At 61.8% G+C, this 25,145-nt stretch carries 17 protein-coding genes; 8 read left to right on the plus strand and 9 right to left on the minus strand.

All coding sequences use genetic code 11. From position 1 onward, the window contains the following. Positions 1-59: 59 nt before the first annotated feature. From MB02_RS11630 to MB02_RS11650, 5 genes are all read right to left on the minus strand, one after another. Positions 60-2,456 (minus strand): membrane-bound PQQ-dependent dehydrogenase, glucose/quinate/shikimate family, encoded by a 2,397-nt coding sequence (locus tag MB02_RS11630; RefSeq protein ID WP_082826142.1) that lies wholly within the window; start codon positions 2,454-2,456, stop codon positions 60-62. 26 nt (positions 2,457-2,482) lie between these two features. Beyond that, the gene (locus MB02_RS11635) at positions 2,483-3,061 is read right to left on the minus strand and encodes a nuclear transport factor 2 family protein (protein WP_067537485.1); all 579 of its coding nucleotides are present in this window, start codon (positions 3,059-3,061) and stop codon (positions 2,483-2,485) included. A 2-nt stretch (positions 3,062-3,063) separates the two neighbouring features. Beyond that, positions 3,064-5,238: a TonB-dependent receptor gene (locus MB02_RS11640; protein WP_067537488.1), complete on the minus strand. Its 2,175-nt coding sequence runs from the start codon at positions 5,236-5,238 to the stop codon at positions 3,064-3,066. 125 nt (positions 5,239-5,363) lie between these two features. Next, complete coding sequence (locus tag MB02_RS11645; RefSeq protein ID WP_067537490.1) at positions 5,364-6,554, minus strand: DUF1214 domain-containing protein; 1,191 nt, start codon at positions 6,552-6,554, stop codon at positions 5,364-5,366. Next, complete coding sequence (locus MB02_RS11650) at positions 6,551-7,723, minus strand: sulfotransferase family protein (protein WP_082826144.1); 1,173 nt, start codon at positions 7,721-7,723, stop codon at positions 6,551-6,553. Before MB02_RS11650 ends, MB02_RS11645 begins: the two co-directional genes overlap by 4 nt. A gap of 209 nt (positions 7,724-7,932) precedes the next feature. On the opposite strand from MB02_RS11650, the gene MB02_RS11655 reads away from it, so the two are divergent. Then, positions 7,933-8,796 carry a LysR family transcriptional regulator gene (locus MB02_RS11655; RefSeq protein ID WP_067537493.1) on the plus strand — a complete coding sequence of 288 codons (864 nt, stop codon included), beginning with the start codon at positions 7,933-7,935 and terminating at the stop codon, positions 8,794-8,796. Positions 8,797-9,006: 210 nt separating this feature from the next. Here MB02_RS11655 and MB02_RS11660 read toward each other — a convergent pair whose 3' ends face one another. Further along, positions 9,007-9,864: a LysR family transcriptional regulator gene (locus MB02_RS11660; protein WP_067537495.1), complete on the minus strand. Its 858-nt coding sequence runs from the start codon at positions 9,862-9,864 to the stop codon at positions 9,007-9,009. Positions 9,865-10,033: 169 nt separating this feature from the next. Here MB02_RS11660 and MB02_RS11665 point away from each other — a divergent pair, with 169 nt between their 5' ends. From MB02_RS11665 to MB02_RS11690, 6 genes are read left to right on the plus strand one after another with little or no spacing between them, the layout of a single operon-like run. Further along, entirely contained in the window at positions 10,034-12,391 is a 2,358-nt protein-coding gene (locus MB02_RS11665; protein WP_067537991.1) for a TonB-dependent receptor, read from the plus strand. Positions 12,392-12,406: 15 nt separating this feature from the next. After that, on the plus strand, positions 12,407-14,191 hold the full coding sequence (locus MB02_RS11670; protein WP_156495503.1) for an AMP-binding protein: 1,785 nt from the start codon (positions 12,407-12,409) through the stop codon (positions 14,189-14,191). Next, a complete protein-coding gene (locus MB02_RS11675; RefSeq protein WP_067537501.1) occupies positions 14,188-15,648 on the plus strand; it encodes a hypothetical protein in 1,461 nt (486 codons plus the stop codon). Before MB02_RS11670 ends, MB02_RS11675 begins: the two co-directional genes overlap by 4 nt. Before the next feature lie 50 nt (positions 15,649-15,698). Then, positions 15,699-16,865: an MFS transporter gene (locus MB02_RS11680; protein ID WP_170304718.1), complete on the plus strand. Its 1,167-nt coding sequence runs from the start codon at positions 15,699-15,701 to the stop codon at positions 16,863-16,865. After that, positions 16,862-18,259, plus strand: a complete 1,398-nt coding sequence (locus tag MB02_RS11685; RefSeq protein WP_067537507.1) for an FAD-binding oxidoreductase — start codon at positions 16,862-16,864, stop codon at positions 18,257-18,259. Before MB02_RS11680 ends, MB02_RS11685 begins: the two co-directional genes overlap by 4 nt. Continuing rightward, positions 18,256-19,086, plus strand: a complete 831-nt coding sequence (locus tag MB02_RS11690; protein WP_067537510.1) for an HpcH/HpaI aldolase/citrate lyase family protein — start codon at positions 18,256-18,258, stop codon at positions 19,084-19,086. The genes MB02_RS11685 and MB02_RS11690 overlap by 4 nt, the downstream gene beginning before the upstream one ends. Positions 19,087-19,275: 189 nt before the next feature. Here MB02_RS11690 and MB02_RS11695 read toward each other — a convergent pair whose 3' ends face one another. From MB02_RS11695 to MB02_RS11705, 3 genes are all read right to left on the minus strand, one after another. Then, entirely contained in the window at positions 19,276-21,696 is a 2,421-nt protein-coding gene (locus tag MB02_RS11695; RefSeq protein WP_156495505.1) for a TonB-dependent receptor, read from the minus strand. 81 nt (positions 21,697-21,777) lie between these two features. Beyond that, entirely contained in the window at positions 21,778-22,767 is a 990-nt protein-coding gene (locus MB02_RS11700; protein ID WP_170304719.1) for a FecR family protein, read from the minus strand. Beyond that, positions 22,733-23,254, minus strand: coding sequence for a sigma-70 family RNA polymerase sigma factor (locus MB02_RS11705; RefSeq protein WP_067537516.1), 522 nt, complete (start codon positions 23,252-23,254; stop codon positions 22,733-22,735). Before MB02_RS11705 ends, MB02_RS11700 begins: the two co-directional genes overlap by 35 nt. A 674-nt stretch (positions 23,255-23,928) precedes the next feature. On the opposite strand from MB02_RS11705, the gene MB02_RS11710 reads away from it, so the two are divergent. Further along, positions 23,929-25,143 (plus strand): hypothetical protein, encoded by a 1,215-nt coding sequence (locus tag MB02_RS11710; RefSeq protein ID WP_067537519.1) that lies wholly within the window; start codon positions 23,929-23,931, stop codon positions 25,141-25,143. The last annotated feature ends 2 nt before the right edge of the window (positions 25,144-25,145 follow it).

Genomic DNA, 25,145 nt, shown 5'->3' on the forward strand with positions numbered 1-25,145 from the left:
GATCGACAGGCGGCATGGCCAACTCGTACTTTGGTGGATGGCGACCCCAAGAGCAATCGCTATCGCCGCAGCGCGAAGGCCACGATAGCGTCGCCCGGCCGGGTCTGCAGCATGGGATGGCCACCAGCGGCGACCACCACGATCTGACGATGAGAGCGCGGCGCGAGATAGGTCATCGGCGTGGCGTTACCCGCAGCCGGGAGCGGCGCGGACCACAGCGTCCGCCCGCTGCGGGCGTCGATAGCGCGAAACCGGGTATCACCGGTTGCACCGACGAACAGCAGCCCGCCACGCGTCGCCAGCACCCCTCCTGACAGCGGTGTGCCCATCGACACTGGCAACGCCACCGGCACCCCGGCGATGCGGCTGCCGCTCGCCAGACCTAGCCGACGCGTCCACAGCATTTGCCCGCTGCCGATATCTATCGCAGACATCAGCCCGTAAGGCGGCGCCAGGCACGGCACACCCAGCGGGGAGGCGAACGGCGCTGCGACTGCAGCGTAAGGTGTCCCGGCCTGCGCTACCGCACCGCCCACGGATCCGCCTGGCCCCAGTGGCTTCAGGCCCATATGATCAGCCGCCTCACGCCGAACCAGGCGGTTCAGCATCGGCAATCTGACCCAGGGCACATAGGCCGTACCGCGCGCCGGATCGACAGTCGCACCACCCCAGTTCATTCCGCCAAGTCCACCCGGCATCTGGATATAGGTCTGTTCCGAGGGCAAGGTGAGCGTCCCTTCCCAGTGCGCCTGCCGGTAACGGATGCGACACCAGAGCGCATCGAATGGCGTCAGTCCCCACATGTCGCTTTCGCGCAGTGGCAGGCCATCGAGCGCAGGCAAGCCCACCGAGAATGGCTGGGTCGGCGCAGGCCGCTCGCCGGCCACGGATGTTTGCGGAACTGGCCGCTCGCGAACATCGGCAACCGGCTCGCCAGTGCGGCGGTCGAGCAGGAACAACTGCCCCCGCTTGGTCGGTTGCAACAGCGCGGGGATCGTCCGCCCGCCGCGTACCACGTCTAGCAGCGTCGGCTGCGACGCGACATCGGCATCCCATAGATCGTGATGCGTGGTCTGGAAGGTCCAGCGTTCTGCGCCGGTCTCCGCATCGAGCGCGATTATTGCGCTGGAATAGCGATCGTCGAGCGGGGTGCGATGTCCGCCCCAATAATCCGGTGTCGCATTGCCCGTGGGCACGAAGACCAGCCCAAGTTTTGGATCGACGCTCATCGGCGCCCAGGAATTGGGCGTTCCCCGCACGAAATATTTGCCAGGAGGCGGGAAGCCGTGGTCGGTCGGATTTCCCGGATCGAATGCCCACGCGAACGCGCCGGTTCGCGCATCATAAGCGCGGATTGGCCCACCCGGCTCGCCGACGAATTGCCCGTCGCTCACGCGGCCGCCTACGATCACCTTTCCGCTGACGACCACCGGGGGCGAACTGACCGCCCAGTATCCAGCGATCACCGGACCAAGCCCTTTGGTCAGATCGACGGCGCCGTCTGTGCCGAAATCGCGGCAGGGCTGCCCGGTGTGAGCATCGATCGCAATCAGCCGCGCGTCGACCGTCGCGGTGAAGATCCGCGTGGCGCAGGCTTGCTCAGCTGGCAGGCCCGCTTCCGCATGATAGGTGAGCCCACGGCAAGCGAGCGACATATCCACTGCCGACAAGTCGACCTGCGGATCATATTGCCAGCGCCTGCGCCCGGTCTCTGCATCGAGCGCGATCACTCTGCTCGCGCTGGTGCAGATATAGAGCAGGTCGCCGACCTTGAGCGGCGTAACCTCCAGTCGGCGCGGCCGCTGCCCCCCAGGCGGAGGATAATCGCCAGTGTGGTAGATCCAGGCGACCTCGAGCCCAGAGACATTGGTGGTATCGATCTGAGCGAGCCCGGAATAACGCGATCCGCCCTCGTCGCCGCCATAATGAGCCCAGTCCGCTTCGGCCACAGCGACCGGAACAGGCAAGCTTGCGGCGGGTGTCGGCGCGATGCCATCATCGGCTAGCATTCCGGCAAGAGCCGTCCCGCCCAAGAGCAGCACGGCGGCAACAGGAGCGATTGTTGCGCCGCTACGCAGCTTCGGCCCGGTGGTCAACCCGCGCCGCACCGCAGGCAGCAGGAACCCGCAGCCGAGCACGAGCAGCATTCCCAGCCGCGAGAGCAGGATCCAGAAATCAGCGCCTGCGTCTGCGAGCGCCCACAGCCAGGTCTCCAGCAATAGCCCGGCATAAATCACCGCGGCCCAACGGCTGCGGCGCCATAACAGTCCCGCCGTTATCGCGAGCAGGGTGCCCAGCAGGAGGTAATGTGGCTGGCCTCCGATCAGCACGAGCCAGGCACCGCCTGCCAGAATGGGCAGGGCGAGGAGAGCCAGTACGACCGCGAACAGGAGCGCCGCGCCGCGTCCCGAGACCGGTCCGGCGGGCTTTCCATCGCTAGGGGCAGGAGTCGTCATCTCGCTTCACCTTTGCCGCGCGTTGCTCATGGCGTCGTCATGACATCGCCCGCCTTGACCCGCGCGGCGGCAAGCGCGGACAGGTGGGTATTGCCCGTTTGATAGAGGATCTCGACATGCATGGCGGCGATCTTCCACCCGGCGGGCGTGCGCTCGAGTTCGTGCCGGTAGAGCGCCGCGACGTTCCAGTATGGTTCACCCTGATCATTCGGGAGATAATGAGTCATCCAGACCTGACTGTTCGCCATGGCATGGTCACCGATGACCTGCACTACCAAATTGCCGATCAAATGCTGGGTGTGGAGATAGCCTGGCAGGACTGCCCGGCTGGCCTCAACGAACTGGGCGGGCGTCAGCCGTTGGCGGATCGGTGCCGCCGGACTGTCGACCATGCGATAGCCGAGATCGACCTCCGGGGCGAGCAGCGCCTCGGCCGCCTCCCAGTCGCGTCGGTCGGTCGCGTTGGCGAGGCCGTTGATCGCGTCGGAGATCTGGATACGGTCCTCGCATGTGGTCGCGGGTGTCGGTGGAGCCGCTCCTGCGGGCTTTTCCACCGACACGAGCAGCAGGCCGAATGCCACTGCAATGATGGCCAGCCGTACCACGATCAATATTCGAAGGTGAGCTGGAGGCCGTATGTCCTCGGCTCGCCGAAGATTGCGCCGGGCAGAACTGCACGGAAATGATGCACGTAATAATCCTCGTCGAGAAGGTTCTTGCCGAACGCCGCTAGAGTCCAGCGACCGCCACCGAGCGGAATATCCGTGAGGCTGATCCGCGCATCGAGCAGGTCGAGGCTCTTGAAGACCAGAGCCGCATCTCCGGTATTGGCGAAGCGCTTACTCTGCCAGCTGTAGTTCACATAGATTTCGGGGCGACCGATCGGCGTCTCGGGAAAGCTCTGCGTCAAATTGGCGCTGAAGCTGTGCTTGGGTGCATTCTGGAACTGGTAGCGGTTGGTCACGTCGTTGCCGACGCCGTCCAGGATGCGCGTATATTTCGCATCGAGATAGGCATAGTTCAGCCCGAGTAGCATCGACCGGATCGGCCGTGCGGTGACATCCGCCTCGATTCCCTTGATCCGCGCGCCACCGGCGTTGAATGTATCGGTAATCGTCGGATTGGCCGGGTCGGTGATGACGTTGATCTGGATGTCCTTGTAGTCGTATCGAAACGCGGCGAGGTTGAAGCGCACGCGCCTGTCGAACAGAGCAGTCTTCAGCCCGATCTCATAGCTGTCGACGGCTTCGGGGCCGAAACCGTCGGCGAACCGCGTCGTGGTGCTCGCGCGGATGTTGAAGCCTCCCGACTTATAACCCTTGGCATATTTGGCATAGACGTTGAGATCGTCGTTCGGCGAATAGCCAAGGATGACCGTGGGACTCACATTGCTGAAGCTGACGTCCCCGGCAGCGAAGGTCGGTGGGGGCGGCGTGCCGCCGCCTGTCGCCGCAAGCGCGCGGGTGAGGCTTGCGCGGCGTTCGTCCTTCGACCAGCGCAGCCCGCCTGTCACATAGACGCCGGAGGCGAAACCGGGCCGATAAGTCGCCTGACCGTAGGCGGCATAGGCCGTGTTCCCGATAGTGACGGCGCGGTTCTCAGTCGCGGCGAAGATTGAACTGGTCTCCTCAGCGCTTCGCCCGTCCTCGTCGAAATAATAGCCGCCAAGGACGAACTCAAGGCTGCCATCGGCTGTGCTGCCGATGATTTGCAGCTCTTCCGAAAATTGGTGCTGGCGCTGGTTTGCAGCCTGAGTGAGCAGGGGCGATGGCGCAAGCGTTCCGGGAAAATAGAATTGACGGAACGCGCTGGACAGTTTCCGATAGGCGGTGATCGACTTGAGCTGCACCGTCGGCAAGATATCCCAGCTGGCCGTCAGGCTATGGCCCTGTGACGTCGTGCGATTGGGCGTGAGGCCGGTGACGCCCACAGCGGCCGTCCCCGGCCTGTCGGGCTTCGCCGGATATAGCGGGACCACGGCGAGATAGGGCGGCGTATCACGCGTGTGCGAGCGATCATAAGTGTAGACGATGTCGATATCCGCGGTAGGCTGCCACCGTACCGCGCCGCGATAGGCGTCGTGCCGCTGGTCGCCAAAGCGATCCGATCCGGTCCCGGGATTGCGGATGAAGCCGTCCTTGCGCGAATAGAGGATGCCTCCCTGCACCGCGAGTGTCTCCCCGAGCGGGACATTGACCGTCGTGCGCGAACGGAACTGATCATAATTGCCGACCAGCAGATCCTGGCGGGCATGGAAAGCGCCGAGTTCAGGAGCGCGGGTAATGTAATTGATCGCACCGCCAGTTGCGTTGCGACCGTAAAGGGTTCCCTGAGGCCCCCTGAGCACCTCGATCCGCTCGATCTCGGCTAACTCGTTCACCATGCCTTGCGTACGCGCGACATAGACACCGTCGACGTAGATCGCCACGCTGGGATCCTGCGTGAACTGGTCATCGCTGTTGCCGATGCCACGGATGAAGACGCGCGCCGTGTTGGCGCTGTTGGGGTGCGGACCGACCTGGAGATTGGGCACCGCGCGCGGGAGATCGGTGATGTCGAAGACGCTCTTGTTGGCCAGTTGCGCCTGCGAGAGCGCTACTACCGAGATCGGCGTCGCCAACTGACTTTCCTCGCGGCGCTGGGCGGTGACGACGATCTCGGATACGCCGACGTCCTCGACCGACCCGCCGCTCTCAGCCGTTTGCGCGAAAGCCGGCGACGCACAGGCGGCCATGAGTGCTGAGAGTGCGCAATATCGATTGCGACCCAGAAAATAATGCATTCCCCTCTCCTTAAATATTATTTGTGTGATAGGGAATTTAATTGCGGATTGATTCCCAACAATTAAATTATTAATTTCAATATTATTATTAAATTTCGTTCATTTCGTCCGGATCATGTCTCGTGCTACCAATGGGTGCGCATCTGGTATCCAATGCGGCGCTTGCGGATTGCCTCGGCACGTTCCTCGGCTGAATAGGCGGGGGTGCCGGAGGGGAGGTACTGGCGGACATCCGCGACCTTGCATCGCGTCACTACCGGATCGGGCGCGTCGCTAGGCACCTTCCACCGCATCTGTATGATGCCCCACGGGTTGTCGGCCTTGTCCATCCAGTTCTGGACGCCGGGATCCTGCTTCGAGATCACCACGCGGAGTTTGCCGTCGTTGTCGAGCCGCGCCTGCGCTTCGTTCAGGCTCGACTGGCGGTTGGCCCAGTCGATCGTGCTGAACCGGTCGTCCGCCACCAGCAGCGACCAATATAGGCAGGTGCGTGGCAGTGCCGTCTCGATCACCAGCGCCTCGTCGTCTTCAATCTCGTAGGCGCCATCATAATAGACTTGGTTGGGCATACCGCCGATGCTCTCGATCTTCTTCGAGCGGGTGAGCACGTTGATCCCGTGATGCTCGCGATACCAGCGCGCGAGATCGATATCGAAGCGCACCATCCCCTCGGCCCAGCGGCCGAGATTGCCGATGCGGCGGTCGATTTCAGCGGCGGTGGTCGGCGGCGCGTCGTCGAGCCGCTCGATTGCAATGCGGGCATCGACTTCGCCGATCCAGTCGACCGAGCATTGCCGCAGGAGCAGGCGGACGGTGGTCGGCGCAAGCCGCCACCAGTCGCCGGTGTAGCCGGCCGGCCGTTCGGGGCTAAGGATCACGCTATAGGCGCCGGCCTCGCCCAGCGTCAGATCATCGAGGCTGTGCTGCAGCGGAGCGACCGAGCTGGGCCCCTCGTGGCCGAGCAACTCGTAGCTGTGCTGGCCGACTTCGACAAAGCGGTTGGTGCCGCGGAAGCCCGAGATGCGGTAGCTGCCCTGTGGGTCTACATCCGTCGTGCGGTAGGTGTAGTCGGGGCACGGTCCGCCCATGTTCATCGCGATGTTCCAGCACGGCGTCCATGTCGGGTGGCGCGGATCTAGTGCGATGTGGGAGAGATAGCCGTTCGCGACACCGGACAGTGCGAGGCGGAACAGATCACGGCGATCGTCGACCGACGGCGCTGTGCGGCCCCAGCGGTTAATGAGCTGGTTGCCGACTGGACGGATGCTGTCCAGCATCGCGTCCCACTCAGGCAGCGTCAGCGGCGTGTCGGTCATGCGCCTATCCTTGCCTTGGGCGTCTCAATGTCGAAGGCGCGAATATAGTCAGCATAATCCGCGCGGATGGCGTCGGCGGAGAGGCCGTAATCCTCGGCTGCATAGCGGTGGGCCCCATGGGCACCGGACGCGTTCTCTGCGTGCCAGCGCTCGAACTTCGCGCTCGTGTCGTCGCTGAGGGGCAGGCCGAGCCATGCGTAGATCCGTTCGAGCACCCCCATCGGATCGGCCACGAACTCCGCGTGATGCACGTCGAAGAAGCGCTCGGGGCCAAGCTTTGCACGCGCCGCCATCGCGGCGTGCATGCCGGACAGCAGATGTTTGTGCACCTCGCGCCCTATCCTCGCTTTGCCGATGCTGGCGACCACGCCGGCCGGGTAGAGCGAGGAGACGAAGCTCGCATAGGAGGGCACAGATTTCCCCGGATCGCGATGGGTGAAGATGAAGCGAATATCGGGATAGGCATCCAGCATGTGATCGAGGTGGAACTTGTGGTGCGGCGCCTTGAACAGCCAGCGGTTGGGTGGGCGGCTCGACTGGAGCAGGCGGGCGACCCGGGCATGGTAGGTGAATGTCCTGCGCATGTCCTGGCCACGCCACCAGGCGTGATAGGAGAAGACCGGCATGGTCATCTGTTGCGCGCGGAACTGAAGGCCGAGCACCTCGGTATCCTCCATCGTCGCTTCAGGATCCCACAGGTGCATCGCCGCCTGCTCGGGCTCCTCGCGCAGCAGGCGGTCGACGAAGGCAGTGTAGGCGATGCGGCGGGGGTCGGTCGCTTCCTCCTCGATCCGCGGCGGCGGGCAGGGTTGCATCTGCTCCCAGGGCCTGAGGCAGCGGAACTGCGGATCGCGCGACATCACGTTGCCGAGTGCGGAGGTGCCGGTACGCGGCAGGCCGACGATCGAGACGGGCGCCTCGATCGGTGCGCTCTCCACCTCTGGATTGGCCTTGAACCAGGCTTCGATCCTCAGCCGGTTGTCTAACCGGCGGCGGATGAGCTCGATCGCCTTCGCTCGGTCTGCGGCCTCATAAGGCACGTCGCGCGCAAGGCTGTCCAGCAGTACCTCCAGACCCTCGACAAAATCATCGCCGCTGAAGTCCGAAAGTTTCGTCCGCCTGACCGCGCCGGCCAGCAACGCATCCACTGATGGATAGCCATCGTCCAAGTATCGCTCAGGCAAGTTCCCGCTCCCTACCCATTCTGTGATGTCCCCCAAATCGCGGGGGCGTCGACGACGACGTTCGGGTAGCCCCCCCCGTTCGTTCAGGTTCCCCTATCCATGGACGCCCCAGTATTCTCGCAGGGGAGAATGCTCTTGCCCACGAATATAGTCCAATGCATATTACGCTTGATATATATAGATTGGTTTTATGGATGGATCTGACCCGTTTCCGACACATCGTGACCGTGGCTCGCACCGCGAGCTTTTCGCGCGCCGCCAAGGAGTTACACATCACACAACCCGCGCTGAGCCGGAGCATTTCCAGCTTCGAGGAGCGCTACGGTGTGCGGCTGTTCGAACGGGGGCGCAGTGGCACCGTGCCCACGGCCGTGGGCCGAACGGTCGTGGCCCAGGCACACGAAATCCTGTCAGCCACACGAGAAATGGAAGCAGGCCTCGGCGCGCATTCTGCGGGCGATGCCGGGGAAGTGATACTCGGCCTGGGCGCGCTGGTTGCGAGCCTCATCCTGCCTCCTCTCGGAAGGCACATTCTCACGACACGACCAAGCCTTAAGCTGCGGACCGTAATCAAACCGAACGCGGCACTGCTGGCCGAAGACGAACTGGACCTGCTGCTCGCGAGCCCACATCGTCCCGATGTTCTGATTGATTTCGACGTTCGTGCTCTCGTTCGCCTGCAATTGGCCATCGTCGTACGCGCTGACCATCCGCTGGTGGGGCGCGAGACCATACTCGCTTCCGAACTCAAAGCCTGGCCCGCAGCCGGGCAGACATATGAACCGAGCGGAGCGAACGCCGGCCGTTTCGCATGCGAGAATTATCACATATTGCGGGACGTCATCACATCCAGCGACTGCTACTGGTGCACATCGCCATTGTTCATAGCGAAAGAGTTGGCCGATAATAGCCTCTGCATTCTGAACGTGATTGACTATCCCATCCGAGACTTGGAAATTGCCGTTATGCGTGTTCGCGGGCGGCAGTTGTCGCCCGCCGCACTCGCCGTCGAGGAGGAAGCCATCCGCCTTCTCAAAAGCTTTCGCTGCGACCACTGAAGCTCTGTAGCGAGACAACTCTTGGGCTGATGCGGTGGAACTCCCCTTTCCGTCGACATCATGGGACGCTGTCAAACGACATGATGGCACGCAATAGAGGCGCAAATGCCGGATGCGCGGATTCCCGAGATCGACTTAACGAAAGCATGATTGGTCGCACCTTGGACCGTTCGGGTCGATGCGAAGTGCGCTCCTGATCCGACACTCCCTTCAAAGCTCGGACGCCAGCCTGCGGACCGCCTGTTCGAGATAGTTCGCCGCAGGGGAGAGCGTCCGTCCGTAATGCCGCACCAGAACGATACGGATTTCCTGTTCGGGGGAATCGAAGCGATGGGGCAAGACTCGTATCAGACCTGCTGCGATTTCTGCCTGCGCAGCCGCGGTAGCGGTAAGCCACATGGCATCGCTGGTCATCACCAGCGATTTCAGCACGCTGTTGTTGTCACATCGCACGACCGGTTCATAGGGTGTGCTTGTGTGCGTGGATGAGCTTCCGACCAGAGGATAGTCGTCGGGTTGCCCCTTGCCCTCGAGCAGTGGATGATCTGCACGCACGAGCAGAGCCAGCGGCAGACGTGCGATCGGCAGGCTGTCCACGCGATCGTTTTCCGGTACCATGACGTCGGCCACGCAGCAGAATTCAATCTCGTCCGCGAGCGTCTGCCGAACCATTTCGGGGCTGGAATCCACCACCGGATGCACGCGGATGCCGGGGCGCTCCTTCAGCATGAGACTGAGGAGTTTGGGCAGGATCGAGAGTGCCGCCAGCGGCCCCATCCCGAACGAGGTGGACCCGACCTCGCCCTTGCCGATCCCGGCAGCCTGCCGGTCCAGTGCGATGGCATCCTGATGGAGACGCGCAGCATCCGGAATGAGGGCCTTGCCGGCTGCGGTCGGAATCACGGGGCCACGTCCGCGTTCGAAGATCCGGAAGCCGTATTCGCTTTCCAGCACCTGGATGCTGCGTGACAAGGCCGATTGAGTGAGGCCGAGCTTGCGGGCCGCGACCGCGAAGCTGCCCGCTTCGGCCAACGTCAGCATGTGGGCGATCTTGCGCAGATCTGCCATTCTTAAAACTCATCAAAATTGCACATTGAATGAATTTGACGAAGATTGGCCCGCTTGGCAAGTTTTGCCGCATCACGAGCCGTCCAGGCACCGTGCCGACCAAGGCGCAATCGCGCATTCACAGATCAGGCGATGGGCGCCAGCAGAGCGCCTGCCCCCGGGAGGATTCATGACCTATCATCGCAGGCTGCTGGCCCTTTTGCTCGTTTCGTGCGCAAGCCCCGCATGGGCACAGGCGGTGCCGCCAGAGGGTGGGGCCGCTGGCGGTGTGGGAGAAATCGTCGTCACCGCGCAACGCAAGACGGAGAACCTGCAAGACGTTCCCCTCGCCATCACGGCATTTGGCAGCGATGCGCTGGACAATGCGCGTATCACTGACGTGCGCAATCTTTCGGGGATGTCGCCCAATGTTCTGGTGACTGCGCAGGGCATCAGTTCGATCCCCACCATTTCCATTCGCGGCATCCAGTCGGGCGTTTCGAGCAGCGCCGTAGATCCGAAGATCGGCATCTATCTCGATGGCGTCTATATCGGCCGCTCGGTCGGGGCGATCTTCGACCTTGCGGATATCGAGCGCGTGGAAACGCTGCGTGGGCCGCAGGGTACGTTGTTCGGCAGGAACGCCACTGGCGGCGCGATCAGCATTGTGACACCGGCTCCTTCGGGGGAATTCGGTGTCAGGGCTCTCGGTTCAGTGGGCAACTATGACAGCTTCCGGGGGCGCCTTTCGGTCGACCTTCCGGCACTGGGGATTTTCAGTGCGCGGATTTCATATCTTCACGACGAGAGTGCGGGGGATACTCGCAACCTGATCGGCGGACGAACCATCGATCTCGATCTTCGCGAACCGGGTGCGGGCGTGCTACGCTATGCGGACCGTCTTGGCGCCAAGAACGTCGATGCGGTCCAGGTCGCGGTTCGCGCGGAACCGGCGGACAATGTGACGCTGGATTACCGCTTCGACTATACGGATTCCCGCACCGTGGGCCGTCCGGCGCAGACCGCCGGTTATTACTCGGACGCGGGCGGATCGATCGCCGCCGGCATCGCGTCGTTCCAGGGCCTGACCGGCGGGACGGACAATTATTCTCCCGGAAAGCGCCTGAAAGCGGTTGCCAACGCGACCAGTGTCCAACCGCTGACTGTGGAAGGGCACAGCTTCACCGTTGGCGTCGATCTGGGCGATCTGACGCTCAAGAGCATTTCGGCCTATCGCCGATTGAACCAGGGGTTGAGCATCTACGATCTTGCCGCCACCGGTGGCAACCGCTTCACTCTGGCGCAGTTGAATGCGCTGCTGGCAGGGAACGTCGCAGGGATCACCGATCCGGCCGCCCAGCCGGGCCCCGAAGATTCCCTGTTCGCCCTGCTGACGGCGCGTGAATCGAAGCAGTACCAGTTCAGCCAGGAATTCCAGGCGCTCATCAGCAAGGATGCCTTCGACCTGACCATGGGGCTGTTCTATTTCTACGAACACGGTGAGGAGACCAACATTCTCGGCATCTTCCAGCCGGTAGCCGACGGGGTTGTGACTCCCACGGTGTTGGACCCCCTGTTCGGCAGCGGTGTCAATGAAAACGAAGCCACGAACAAGGCTTACGCGGCCTATGGTCAGTTCACCTACCATGTGACGCCGAAGTTCGATCTGACGCTGGGGCTGCGCTATACGATCGACAAGCGCATGACCAATGTGGAACGGATCGGCGGGGCCGCGGCTGGTGGCGGGCTTGGCATCGGCCGTTACGGGAAGACCTTCCGCAGGCTCGACTATTCGGTGATCGCGGCCTACGAATTCAATCCCGATACGAAGGGCTATGCCAAGGTTTCCACCGGTTACGTTGCCGGCGGCATAGCGGGAGCCGAACCCTACGGCCCCGAAAAGCTGACGAGCTACGAACTGGGCGTGAAGACAGAGATGTTCGACAGGCGGGTACGCCTGAATGTGGCCGCGTTTTATTCGGATTATCGCGGGCTGCAGATCCAGCAGTTCCTGAACGGCCGCCAGATCTTCACCAATGCCGGAAAGGCGGCGATCTACGGCGGTGAACTGGAACTGGAAACCGCGCCGGTCGATGGCCTCAACCTCTCCGCCAGCCTTGGCTATCAGCATTTCGACTATCGGCAATACGTACTCAGCGGGGTCGACGTCGCGGGCAGTGCGCGGCCGCTCTATTCGCCGAAGTTCACCGCGCGGCTGGCTGGGCGCTACGAATTCGCCGATCTCGGCGATGCCGGCAGGCCGTTCGTTTCTGCCGATGCCCGCTACCGCTCGACGACCTACCTCACCCTGTTGCCGGCAAACGATCCGATAACCGAGGCCGGAACCAAGCAGCGCCCGTACTGGCTGGTGGATGCCCGTGCGGGGCTGGCCGACATCGCCGTTGGCGAAATGCGCCTGAATGCTTCGTTCTATGTCCAGAACCTGTTCGACAAGGATGCCTACACGTTCGCACCAACTGTTACCAAGCAGCCGGTCTTCTATGATCAGAGCCGGACTTATGGTTTCGAGCTGCGTGCCGAATTCTGATCCGGGCAAGGCTTGATGACAGTGACATCCTCACAGGCGGAAGAGACCGATGGCCGGCGCGCGCACCTCGTGGCCCGGATTGCGGAGCGCATGCAGGCTAGCCCGCTCAACTTGGCGGATTGGTTCGAAGCGCTCGCAGCACGGTATTGCGAAGCCACCGTCGCGCTCTGGAACGGAGGGACATGGACCTATGGCGATCTCGACCGGCTGGCCAACCGGATCGCACACGCTGGCCAGACCCGGGGACCGGATGGGGAAGGGCTGCATGCGGGCGACACAGTCACCGTCATGCTCGGCAATTCGGTCCATTCGCTGGCGATCATGATCGGACTGGCCAAGATCGGCGTCGCCTTTTCTCTGATCGACCCGGACTTGCGGGGGGCGGCGCTGGTCCATGCGCTCGCTGCTGTTCCGCCCAGGATGATCTTCGTGAACGAAGCGGGGCAAGAGCGGATGGCGGCGGAGGGTATCGATCTGCCTACCGTGGTCGTGGGCGCAAAGGGGGATACGGCCACATTCCGATCACTGTCCTTGTGGATCGAGGGATGCGTGGACACTCCCCCCGATCCTCGTGAACGGGCCACAATCGCGCCGGATTCTACTCTGTTCAGCGTGTTCACATCGGGCACGACCGGCTTGCCCAAGGCTGCGCGCCTCGGCCATGCACGTTATATCGCCTCGGCCGTCAGCGAGGCATCGATCCTGGGGCTTGGGGCGGAGGACCGGATCTACGTCGTGCTTCCGATGTTCCATATCGCCGCGCTCAGCGCGATGGGGGCGGCCATGTCCGTCGGCGCCAGCTTCCTCTTGCGGGACCGGTTCAGTGCCAGCCGGTTCTGGCAGGACATTCGCGAATACGATGTCACGGCCTTGCAGTACTTGGGGGAAATCGCCCGCTATGTCGCGGCACTCGGGCCTGCGCCCGATGACCGCGACCATGGCCTGAGGGCGATGATCGGGGCTGGGATGCAGGCCGATGTCTGGCGTGTGTTCAACGACCGGTTTGGCGTGACAGATATCTTCGAATGCTATGGTTCGTCCGAGGGCGTATGCAGCCTTATCAACCTCGACGGGATCGTGGGGTCGGTCGGGCGCCCGCTGCCCGGATCGAATGCGCACCGGATCGTGCGGCTGCGCGAAGGGACGGAAGACATCCTGGCCGGACCCGACGGCAACTTCTGTGATTGCGCGGCGGATGAAGTCGGCGAACTGATCGGGCAAGTGGACGCGAACCACGTTTTCGAAGGTTACTCCTCGGAACGTGCGACTGCCGGGCGGCTGGTGGCGGAGGGAAATGACGGGCGGACTTGGTACCGCACCGGCGATCTGTTCCGCCGCGACCGGGCCGGAAACCATTTCTTCGTGGATCGCATGGGCGAAAGCTACCGTTGGAACGGCGAGAACATTTCAACCCAGGAAGTGGCCGAGGCGATCCGTGCCTGTTCCGGTGTGTGCAATGCCGTGGTCTATGGTGTCGAGGTGCCGGGCGCGGAAGGACGCGCGGGCATGGCGCTGGTCGAGCCTGCCGATGGCGGCATGCCCGACATCGAACGGCTGGGCAGCGAAATGGCAGGACGGCTTCGCCCGGCGGCCATGCCTCTCTTCATCCGCATCGGGGCGATCGGGAAGCTCACCCAGACCTACAAGGTTCGTACCGTGGACCTCAAGAAGCAGGGCTACGATCCGACCGCCGCGGACGGGCCGCTCTATCTCTTCGACCGCAAGCAGAAAGTCTATGTTCCCATGAACGATCAGTCGCTGGCCGACGCCCGCATTCCTCCGTTCGAGCCGCGCCCGTGATCGATCCGCGAACGCCTGTCATTGTCGGGGCCGGCCAGGTCGGCCATGGGCTCTCCGGCGTGCATGAGCCGATGGACTTGCTCGATCTCGCGCTTGACCGTGCCGTAGCCGACTGCAGGGGCGCACCCCTGCTGGAACGGGCTGACCTCGTGGCGCTCGTCCGCACCGGCACCGTTGCCTACCGTAACGCCGCCGCCACTCTCGCCCGTCGGCGCGGGCTGGATCGCGCACGGACGATGATGGCGGATTTCGGCGGCCACATGGGTCAGGTGTTGGTCGCCGACGTGGCTGCGGCTATCACTCGGGGGGATTGCGAAGTTGCCATCGTCGGCGGTATGGAGATGGGCTCGGCCCTGAGGATGCCCGAACCGCCTTCGCCTGTTTGCGACGAGCCCGGGCCGCCATGGCGAATGATCGGGGACGACATCGGCGAATGGATCTCGAACGGACCGGAAACCACCCTCGGATTGACGATGCCGATACAGGTCTATCCGCTGCTGGAAGTGGCGCGCGCATGGGAAAAGGGGCAATCGCTGTCGGCGCATATGCGGGATGTCGCGCGGTTGTGGTCGCGGTTTTCCGAAGCTGCGGCTGCCAATCCCCATGCGGTAGATCGGCGAATTCGCGGCGCTGAGGAACTGTTTCCTGCGAGCGAGAGCAGCCGCTTCGTCGGCTACCCCTATACCAAGCTGATGAATTCCGATCAGTTCGTCGATCAGGCGGCTGCGTTGGTGATCTGTTCAAATGCGGCGGCGGACGCGGCCGGGATTCCTCGCGACCGTCGCGTCTATCCGCTTGTCACGGCGCAGGCGACCAACGGCTTCGTTTCGCATCGTTCTTCGCTCGCGGGGGCCCCGGCCTTGGCGCGGGCGGGCAGGGCGATCGAGGCACACCTGGGGTGCCCGCTGGCTGAAGCGCCGCTGGCGGATCTCTACGCATGCTTCCCCTCCGCCGTCGAAATCCAGGCGGAAGCACTGGGCTTGCCGTTCGATGCCGCGCTTACTCTCACCGGTGGGATGCGCTTCGCGGGCGGGCCGTGGAACAGCTATGCCTTGCACATGATTGCCAATGTGGTCGATCGCTTGCGCGAAACGGCGGGTGGCTGGGCAGTGACGAGCGCAAACGGGGGCCTGGCGAGCCGTTTTTGCGCCGCCGTCTATTCCGCAGCCCCGCCCGAGCAGGCCTATCGTCAGCTCGACCAGCCTTTTGCACGACAGGCGGAGGAAATCTGCCCGATCGATACCGCACCGGAAGGGAGTGCCTGCATCGAGGCATTTTCGGTCATGCATGACCGTGCGAATCGTCCTCAGGAGGCGTTCCTGGCTGCGCGCACGGCTGCCGGGGCCCGGGCCTGGGCGCGGTTCGACGACCGGGCCACGCTTGATGCGCTGCTTTCGCTCGAACAGCCGGGCGCATCGGTGCATTTCCACAACGGGCAGGCCGAGTTACGCCCGTGATGGTTGGCCGATCTTGCCAGGCCCCCGCTGCCGGCCGTCCCAGGCGCTCCGTGGATATCCTGATCGTGACTTCAGGCATGTTGACCGGCCTGTCGATGACGGGCCTTACTCCGGTCCTGCCGCATATCGAAGCAGAACTTGGCACACCAGGCGCGGAAACGGGCAGCTATCTGGTCAAGATGATCGTCGCGATCGTCGGTCTCTCGATCATGCTAGCGGCTCCGTTGTCGGAGGTGATAGGACGGCGCTTCCGCTGCGGCACTGTCCTGATTGTGTCGTTCACGGCCTTTGCCGGGGCATCGATAGTTTCCAGTCTTGCGCCGACGCTCGAATTGCTGGTTGCTGCACGCTTCGTGCAGGGCATCGGCGTCGCGATCGGCGTCACTACCCTGCTGGCGCTGGCGGCCACTCTCTATCCGGGTACGACGCGCGACCGCTTGCTGGGGCTGCATATGGGGGGCTCCGCCTTCGCTCTGCTGGTGCTGCTACCGGTGGCGGGAATACTGGGGGACATCGACTGGCGGCTGGCTCCCTTACTGGGCTTGCTCGCTCTTTTTCATCTCGCGCTGGCGATCTGCGCACGCCGTGAACTGTCATTCAATCTGGGGAAGACCTCCGGCCGATCCATTCCGCTGACCGGTGAAGAGTTGCGGCAAGCGGCGCTTGTTGGGGCCCTGTCCTTTCTCATCGGTGCTGTCATTTACAGCGGGCCTGCCTTCGTGCCGTTCAAGCTGGTGGCGGTCGGCATTGCGTCCGCCATGATGATCGGGCTGATCGGCACGCTGGCGGTGGCAACATCCGCGCTCAGTTCCTTTTCCTATGCCCTGGTTGCCTCGCGGTTGTCACGACCGGGCGTCTATCTCTTCGCATTGCCCTGTTGTGGGCTGGGTGCTCTATTGGTTGCGGTGGCGGATGTGGGCTGGATCGTAGCGATGGGACAACTGGTCAGCGGCGTAGGCGGTGGGCTGATAGTGGCCCACATCTATGCCGACAGTGCCGAACGGTTTCGGCCTGAATTGCGAGCGCGCACTACCGGGCTGATAAAGTCCAGTAGTTTCGCCGGGCTGTTTGTCGGGCCGTTGCTGCTGCAATTCGTGGTCGCCCACGCATCCATCAATGCGGCTTTCGTGGCGATTGCCCTGGGTTCTGGCCTGGCATTGGCCGCTGCCCTGTCCGGCCGTAGCCGACCTTCTGAACATGGACGAGGCAGACAATGAAGATCCGCGAGGCATTGAGCGAACTTCTCGGCGAACGATATGTCGCGGAGGCTTCCGGTGGTGTCGATCTGGGGCCGGTCGTTCATGGCGAAAGACTGCATGGTGGATCCGGGCCAGTCTCGCTGCTGGCCAAGCCCGCAAACACCGCCGAAGTGGTCGAAGTGCTAAAGCTGGCAGCGCGCTTCCGGTGGCCAGTGGTCCCGGTCGGCGGACGCACTGGCACGGTCGGCGGAACCGAAACGCCGACCCCATCCGTGCTGCTGTCGCTCGAACGAATGAACCGCATTGAAGAGATCGACTGCGCCGCGATGACGGTCACGGCGGAGGCCGGGGTGGGACTCCAGACCTTGCAGGAAGCAGTCGAAAGCCAAGGGCTGGTGCTCCCCGTGGACATCGGTGCGCGCGGCAGTGCGACTGTCGGTGGAGTGGTATCCACCAATGCCGGAGGATTGCGTGCGATCAGGTGGGGTGTGACTCGCGACAATGTTCTGGGAATCGAGGCGGTGTTGGCGGATGGCACCGTCATCGACGGCCTGCGCAAGCTCTTGAAGGATAACGCCGGCTACGACTGGAAACACCTGATGATCGGCAGCGAAGGCACCCTGGGTATTGTCACGCGAGCGATTTTCAAGTTGCAGCAACGTTCCGCGCCACCCGCGACCGCGCTGCTCGCGTGCTCCGACTTTACCTCGGCGCTTGCGCTCCTGCGCAGGCTTTCCGCGGAAACTGGCGGGAGGCTGACCAGCTTCGAATTGTCCTGGCGGGAGGTGTACGATCTGGTCGCTCATTCCCCTGACTGGAATCATCGCGCGCCGCTGGCAGCTGGCTATCCCTTCTATGCGCTGGTCGAGATAGACGGCGGGGATGCGATGCTGGGTGAGGTCGAAACGATTCTGGAGCGTCTGATGGCGGATGGCCTTGTCGTTGACGGTGTTCTGGCTCGGTCTAGTCGCGACTGCGATGATATCTGGGCCACTCGCGACGATATGTCGCCGCTGGGAAGGCTGGGGCCGATATTCGCCTACGATGTCAGCGTGCCGATCGACTTGATGGGCGAGCTTGCGGAACGCGTGGCCCGAGGGGTGGCGGAGGAATTGCCCCGGGCACGGTTGTTCACCTTCGGTCACGCGGGAGACGGCAATCTCCATTTCGTGATTGCGCCGGGACATGGCCGTGCAGGCGATGCGTCCGTTGCGGATCATGTGGTGTTTCGTGAGACGGGGGCATTGCGTGGCTCGATCTCGGCCGAACATGGTGTGGGCCTCCATCGCCTGGCCGCACTTCCTTATACTCGCACTCCGGAGGAACTGGCACTGATGCGCACCCTGAAATCGGCCCTCGACCCGGAGGGCCTGCTCAATCCCGGCAAGGTCGTCCCCCCGGTGGCATCGTGATCGAGACCTTGCCGCCGCTGCGGCGATCGCTCGTCTATGTTCCGGGGCAACACAGGACGATGGTGGAGCAGGGCAGACAATCCTTGGCTGATGTGGTGTGCCTGGACCTCGAGGATAATGTGCCGCCGGGGGAGAAGCCATCGGCGCGTGCGATTGTGAGCGAGGCAGCCAACCTGGGCGGATTCGCGGCGCTGGAATTGATCGTGCGGATCAATGCGAGCGACCCGGAAGAGCGGGCTCTCGATCTGGAGATGCTGGCATCTACTCTGATCCGCGACATTATGGTGCCTAAGGTTTCCACCGTGGAAGATCTCGCCCCAATACGTGCAAGGCTGGGGGGAGGCGCGCGGCCGCTTCGGCTTTGGGCGATGATCGAGACCGCTCGCGGCCTCTCGAATTGCGAGGAGATCGCGCTTGTGGAGGACGTCACCGCTCTGGTCATCGGGGCCGGAGACCTCGCGGCTGACTTGCGCTTGCCGTCGGCCGACGCCGTGTCGGGGCTGCATCTGGTGGGCACGCGCGTGGTGGTGGCGGCCCGGGCTGCGGGGCGCTGCGCGATCGAGGGGATCACACTGCCGGTCACGGCGCCTAATCCCTGCGGGTTCGATGGGCGCTCAACCTTCATCGGCCAGGACATCGCCGCGCTCAACGCGGTCTTTTCACCGACACCGGACGAGGTGGATCATGCTCGCGCCGCGCTCGACAGGCCTTATGCCTATGGGGACCATTTAAGATATGCGCGGCGTACCCTTAAGCTTGCCCGACGAGCGGCCGAACGGGATGCCTCGGTTGCGGAAATGGTCGGGCTGGGGGCGCTGGAGGTATGAACAACGCGGGTCGGAATTGACCGGTTCGCTTCAAGCGTCGACACGCCAAAATTGCTCGGCCTGATCGCGTTGCGGGGTAGTTTCAAAGCAACTGCCCCGCGATGTTTGCGGAGTAGGTGAGGCGCATGCCCAGACCACGCAAACCGGTCAATCCATTCAGGTACTTCCACTACGTCACCCGAGGCCGTTTCAGAAGCTCATTGCGAGCGAAAGCATCGCCGTGCGGGGGCTGCCTCGTGTGAGGAAGCCGCGCGATGCCGATTGCCAGTAGGAATTGTCCGTCACATTCGTGACGTTGGCACGCAGCGTATATTGGCTGCTGGCAACGTCGAACCGGTAACGCATGCCGAGGTCAAGTCGTCCCCAGCTGTCAATGGGCCGCAGGTTTTCCGCATCGTAGAACTGTTTGCCAGTGTGGATGTACGTGGCATTCACCGCGAAGCCGGGCAGTAGGGCCGGCTCATATTCTCCGAAGAGGTTGAACTGCCATTCGGGCATACCGATCGGGCGGTTGCCGTCGGTCAAACCATCTACGGTGCCCGTCTGCTTAGCTGCGGAATACAAGACCCCGCCGAGCAGAGTGAGTTCATCCACGGGCTTGCCTGACAGCGTAAACTCAATGCCCTTGTTGATGATATCGCCGTCGACGACATACATATTCGTTGATGGCTTCACATATCCGAATGGCTGATTGATCCGGAAGAAAGCCAGGCTGGCGTCCACCCATCCAAGTTCGACCTTTGAGCCGATCTCATATTGTGTGCTGACGAACGGCGCGAAAACGGTCCCGCTATTGTCTGCACCAGCCGGTGCGAAGAGACCGGGTGTCAGGCCCTGCGAGAAGCTGCCGTAAAGAGACCAGTTCGCCGTCGGTTTCACTACTAGTCCGGCGGCAAAAGTCGTCTTCGACTCGTCGTAATCGGTCAGTTGAGCGCCAGTGACGCGGTCGAAGTTCGCCATTTTTACATTCTGGCGGCGGACGCCGAGGGTCAGGCGGACGCGATCATCAAGCGCGGAAATTGTATCGGCAATAGCAAGGCCGCGCAGCTTGCGGTCAGTCGAATGGCGCATATCGTCGAACTGTGCAGCCACCGCGTCGGTGAACATGGCATCGGGTCTGTCGATATAGACCGGATCATAGATGTTGTTCGCTATCGATGCGAGTACCTGAAAAGGAAGATTACCGAACCCCTTGATATAAAGGCTGGTCGCTGCGGCGACGAAGTTGTGGGTGAGTGGGCCGGTATCGAACGAAGATCGCAGCGCGATCTCACCGGTCTGATTCCTGGACTCGCTTCCGAACAGGCTGAAGCGGGATGTGAAATCGCCATCCGATGAAGTGAGTGTTCCCAGCGTATAGCGATAGGTCTCGCGGAATGCGAGATAACCGTAGCGCGCAGACAGAGTGGTCTTGGGCAAAATTTCATAGCTGGCGCCCAGAACGGCGCTTGCCGTATGGTTCTTTGTCCGCGTCCACGGCTGGCCATAATTGAGGGTTGAATCCGGTGCATCGGGAATGTCGAAGCCCCCTGCGGCGGTCAGGTGATGATCCTGTCCTTTGATCGTCTCGGACGAATAGAGCAGGTCGGCGGTGAGCTGCAAAGCGCCGGTCCGGTAGTCGAGTGCCAGGCTCGCTACGTCCGCACGGCGATTGGTATAGTCGAGCGGCAAATCGCCTGCATAATGTGCTGCATTCAAACGGATGCCTATCTGTTGTTCGCTACCGAGCCGCGCCCCCAGATCGACATTACCACCCCATTGTCCGTCGGACATATAGACGGCCGTTGCGTCCAGCGTTCGCTGAGGCTGCGCGCGCTTGGGGACGAGGTTGATCATACCGCCGATATTGCCGTACGGCGCGACGCCGTTGATTAGTGCGTTCGGCCCGCGAAAGATCTCCACCTTGGCGTAGGGCTCAACCGGGATCCTTCGCAATGGCAGCATGCCATACAATCCGTCGAAAGCGACTTCCGAGGCAAACAGCGGAAATCCGCGCAGCACATATTGCTCGCTCTCGCTGCTGGCGGACAGGTTACTGCGGGCCGAAGGATCCACCGCAATCAGATCGGTCACGGTGCGTGCCTGCAGGGTGTCCATTGATTCCTCGGTGTAGGAGGTCATCGAAAATGGCGTGTCCTGCACCTTTTGCTCGCCGAAAAGCCCGCTTCGGGCATAGGGTGCTGTCAGACCGATCACCACGATCTCCTGCGGGATGCGCGCCGCAGCCTGCGGACGGTCGTTGAAAGCCAGTGTTCGGCCCGCCTGATCACGCCGGCGGGCGACTGGAGCCGCCTTACGAACCACAAATCCACCAGCCCCGTCCGGCCGGGCCTCAAGGCCGGTTCCGCTCAGAAGGCGATTGAGCGCCTCCTCGATCGTGTAGGTGCCGCTTAGCCGTGCGGTCTTTTTGCCCCGGACCAAAGCGCCGTCATAGGAAATTGCCACCCCTGCATTCCGTCCCAGCCGGTTGAGCGCTGACCCAAGGGAGCCGGCCGGAATGTCATAGGTCCGCTCGGCGGCCGACTGGGCCATCACTGGCGTTGCTATAACCGGTGACAGGCTGATCGCGAGCGCTGCTGCGGCGACTCCGGCCAATCTTGAACTTCGCACTGTCTAAACCCCTTTGTTGAGAACGTTTCATGAAGGGGACGGGTGAGATCGCCATCGGGACAGAGGCCCGCGAAAATAAATTCAGCGCCGCCGCATGACAGGAGCGGCAGGATCGCTTTCGTCCAGTACGATCGGCAAAAGGCCGGTCAGATTAGCAACGGCCCGGTCCGGATCCCGCAACGGGAACACGCCGGAAACCCGCAGGTCGGCCAGTGCACCCCGGTCAAAGGCGATGGGCGTACCGCGCCATTTATTGAGCTCATCAAGCACTTCTGTGAGTGGCCTGTCTTCTGCAGATAGCCAACCATCCGCCCAGGCACCGACTTCGCCTGGTTCCACATCCGCCAGTCGTTCGACCGTACGAGAAGTCATGCGCACGCTTTGCCCGGGCAAGAGAGTGAGGCAGGCAGCTCGATCTAGGCGCGGGCAGGTCCGAACCCGGGATACTGCAACGGTCACCACAGTGCCCCCCACATCCTTGCGCACAGTGTAGGCGGTCCCCAGAGCGGTTGCCGTGCCATCATCGGTTTGCACGACAAACGGATCATTGGGCCGCTTCGTCACACGCGCCAGAACCTCGCCGCGCAGCAGCGTCACGCTGCGCCGATTGTCGTCGACATCGATATTGACGGCTGTTTGGGTGGAAATATCCAACCGGCTACTATCAGCGAGGTCAATGACGCGTGTTTCTCCAACTGATGTCCTCTCGTCCGCGAGGGCCAGTTGTACCGCCGGAAGACGCCAGACCATCCAGCTTGCGCCGAATAGGAGCAGCAGGAGCACCAGAGGAATGCCAGCGGACCGGGGCGGCCTCAGCAGAAGCCGCCGCAATGCTTCGCGTTCAACGTCTGGCGCATTATCCAGCTTGTCCCGCGTCCCTGTCAGACGCTCGACCACCAGTGCATGCGCGGGATTGGCAGCGCACCATGTGGCGAAGTCAGCTCGATCCTGTTCGGTCGCGTCATCTGATTCCAGATGCGCCAGCCATCGCGCAGCTTCGCCGACAACGTCTGCGCCTGGCTCCATCCCCAGATTGTCAGAAGTCAGCGCCAGCCCCATAGGCGGCGGCATAGCAACAGGCATATCCCTTGGCGACGTATTGCTTGATACGACTTTTTGAAACGCCGAGCCGTTCCGCGATCTGGGCGTGTGGCATGCTATCGAGCCGGGCGAGAAGAAAGGCCCGGCGCGCTCGATCGGAAAGGCTGTCGAGTTCTTTTAGGACACGGCTTAAATCATCGACCGCTGCGGCGATCCGTTCAGGGCTGGGGGGCGCCACCCCTTCTATCAATGCGGCATGAGCTTCCAGAAATGTCCGCTCAACCTCCGCCCTCCGAACATCATCGATCAAAAGCCTGCGAGCCACGGTCGCAAGATACGGGCGCACATTACGCGGCATGGCGGTGTTGCGCCTTTCGAGAAGGCGGCAGAAAGTATCCTGCGTCAGGTCAGCCGCCTTCTCGGAACAGCGCGTATAGCGGCGCAGCCATCCCTGCAGCCAGTCACTGTGGCCGTGATAAAGGCGGCCCACATCATCGATGGTGATGCTTGAGGGCATCGAGACTCCGATTGGGGATCAAACTTAACGGAAGGGGCCTGTTAGGCGATTTTATACGCTATTGCAACGCAGTCGCAAAATTGTTCCGGACTTCCTCCGAGAGAGGTTCTCCAGCTCGTGGACATGGTGCAGCTGTGCCGAGAAGCTGCTCATAATATGGCGGGTATACCCCTACAGGGGTGCAAGGACACGAAGCACGCTAAACGGCCTCTTGCTCGGCGCCGATTCCCACTCGTTGCTCGATCTCGGTTTAATAGACATCCGGACAAATGGGGTCGTCGATGTATGCAAGTCGCTCAAAGCAACTGGATGCGCCAACCTAAAATCACCGATGCTACTGCAACACAAATCACATGCATTCTCAGCAAAAGCGTAAGAGTGGCATCTAACTCATGTCCCTTCACAACCGGCAAGAAATGCAACCTCGAAAAGGCTGCGCTTGCTATGAAGATGTCAACTCAGTTGAAGTCGTAGACACCCGAAGGAGGTAGGCCAACCTTCGGCAATTTGGCTGCCACCTTCGCTGTGCTCAATGGCGTCGATATCGCAACTGGATGGCTCTTATGGCAATTCTGATTGCCTGATATACTTACCTGTCTTACCACGTAATTTCCCGCCGATCAGAAGATCTGCGCCGACGGAAATGAAACTATGGCCTTCCTGTGAGAAACGACATGAAAATTCTTTCTGCGATAGCTGCTTTTTTCTTGGTTGGGTTTCCGCTTTCTGCGTGGGCAGACCAGGCGCCCGTCAACATTGGCGACTGGAAACCGGATGATAGGGCCGTCGATATGGCAAGCTCACTCCAGAAAGGGAATGCTCTTTACCTTGAAGCCCAGGCGAACCTCGGGGAGAAACCGGCTAATCATCTCATAAATGCAGTCTTCACATTCTCTCTTCCAGACAGTCATGGCGATTATTACACTACGAATTACAATTCGAGTAAACCAACAAGCAGGCGGTTGTACCCCAATGATTATTTCCTGAAAGACTGTGAAAATTTACTAAAATACGCAATCAACACGTACTTGAATGCCAATGTTCTGGCGAAAGCCAATGCTCGTCTGAAAAAGCAATCTTCGATAGATCATTTCAGGGCAATTGTTTTTGGTGAGGTATCTGATCCAGATGGAACGGATAATTATGATGATTACCTGGGTGGATATAGGCTCGGAGATATATATTATGAAAAATATTTAGTAACTTATGCTCTCGATCGAAGTGATGGGCGTTGTATTGGCCAGGGAGCTCACTCGGATTATATTCATGCGCCTGGCTTGGGATATACCCGTAACATTATTGTGCAGATTCCGGTTGAGGTCATAAACGATGGCTCGTTCGTTCTGCCCAAGCCGCCAGAGGCCCCGACGGCTCACAAGGAATTGAACAGACCGCGCCTGCTGGTTCAACCGGCGGGATCGGCAAAATCACCGGTCGGTGCGGATGCCCCTCCCAAAGAAACCTTCAAGCCTGCTGCCCGCCCGAAAGCTCCCTCCAACCCATTCGATGCCAAATGCACCAAGACAAACAAGAGCCAGTCATGTGCAGTATCAGATGGCCTGTCGACCGACCCTGCCAAGAAGCGGGAATATGAGGCTTACGAAAAGGCCACGCGCGAAGCGGAACGTCGCGATGCGGAGGAAAGGAAGCGCATTGAGGAGGCCAATCTCGCTGCTGAGAGAGAACGGGCCGCCGCTCGCGCTGCCGCTGCTGCGGAAGAGAAAAGAAAACAGGAAGCGGAAAGGGCAGCTTTCCAGGCAACACTTGCCCGTCAGAAGGCTGATGCAGAACGCGAATTGCGTGAATATCAGGCAAAGATGGACAAATGGCGTGCAGATGTGGCTGCTTGCCGCAGCGGTGATGTAACACGCTGTTCAAACGGCCAGTAGAG

Source organism: Croceicoccus estronivorus, assembly GCF_001625325.1.
Classification (GTDB): domain Bacteria; phylum Pseudomonadota; class Alphaproteobacteria; order Sphingomonadales; family Sphingomonadaceae; genus Caenibius; species Caenibius estronivorus.

Excerpts from the sequence above, each read along its gene's own strand:
- MB02_RS11630 (WP_082826142.1), bottom strand. The coding sequence starts at position 2,456 with ATGACGACTCCTGCCCCTAGCGATGGAAAGCCCGCCGGACCGGTCTCG.
- MB02_RS11640 (WP_067537488.1), bottom strand. The coding sequence starts at position 5,238 with ATGCATTATTTTCTGGGTCGCAATCGATATTGCGCACTCTCAGCACTC.
- MB02_RS11645 (WP_067537490.1), bottom strand. The coding sequence starts at position 6,554 with ATGACCGACACGCCGCTGACGCTGCCTGAGTGGGACGCGATGCTGGAC.
- MB02_RS11655 (WP_067537493.1), top strand. The coding sequence starts at position 7,933 with ATGGATCTGACCCGTTTCCGACACATCGTGACCGTGGCTCGCACCGCG.
- MB02_RS11660 (WP_067537495.1), bottom strand. The coding sequence starts at position 9,864 with ATGGCAGATCTGCGCAAGATCGCCCACATGCTGACGTTGGCCGAAGCG.
- MB02_RS11665 (WP_067537991.1), top strand. The coding sequence starts at position 10,034 with ATGACCTATCATCGCAGGCTGCTGGCCCTTTTGCTCGTTTCGTGCGCA.
- MB02_RS11670 (WP_156495503.1), top strand. The coding sequence starts at position 12,407 with ATGACAGTGACATCCTCACAGGCGGAAGAGACCGATGGCCGGCGCGCG.
- MB02_RS11685 (WP_067537507.1), top strand. The coding sequence starts at position 16,862 with ATGAAGATCCGCGAGGCATTGAGCGAACTTCTCGGCGAACGATATGTC.
- MB02_RS11700 (WP_170304719.1), bottom strand. The coding sequence starts at position 22,767 with ATGCCGCCGCCTATGGGGCTGGCGCTGACTTCTGACAATCTGGGGATG.
- MB02_RS11705 (WP_067537516.1), bottom strand. The coding sequence starts at position 23,254 with ATGCCCTCAAGCATCACCATCGATGATGTGGGCCGCCTTTATCACGGC.
- MB02_RS11710 (WP_067537519.1), top strand. The coding sequence starts at position 23,929 with ATGAAAATTCTTTCTGCGATAGCTGCTTTTTTCTTGGTTGGGTTTCCG.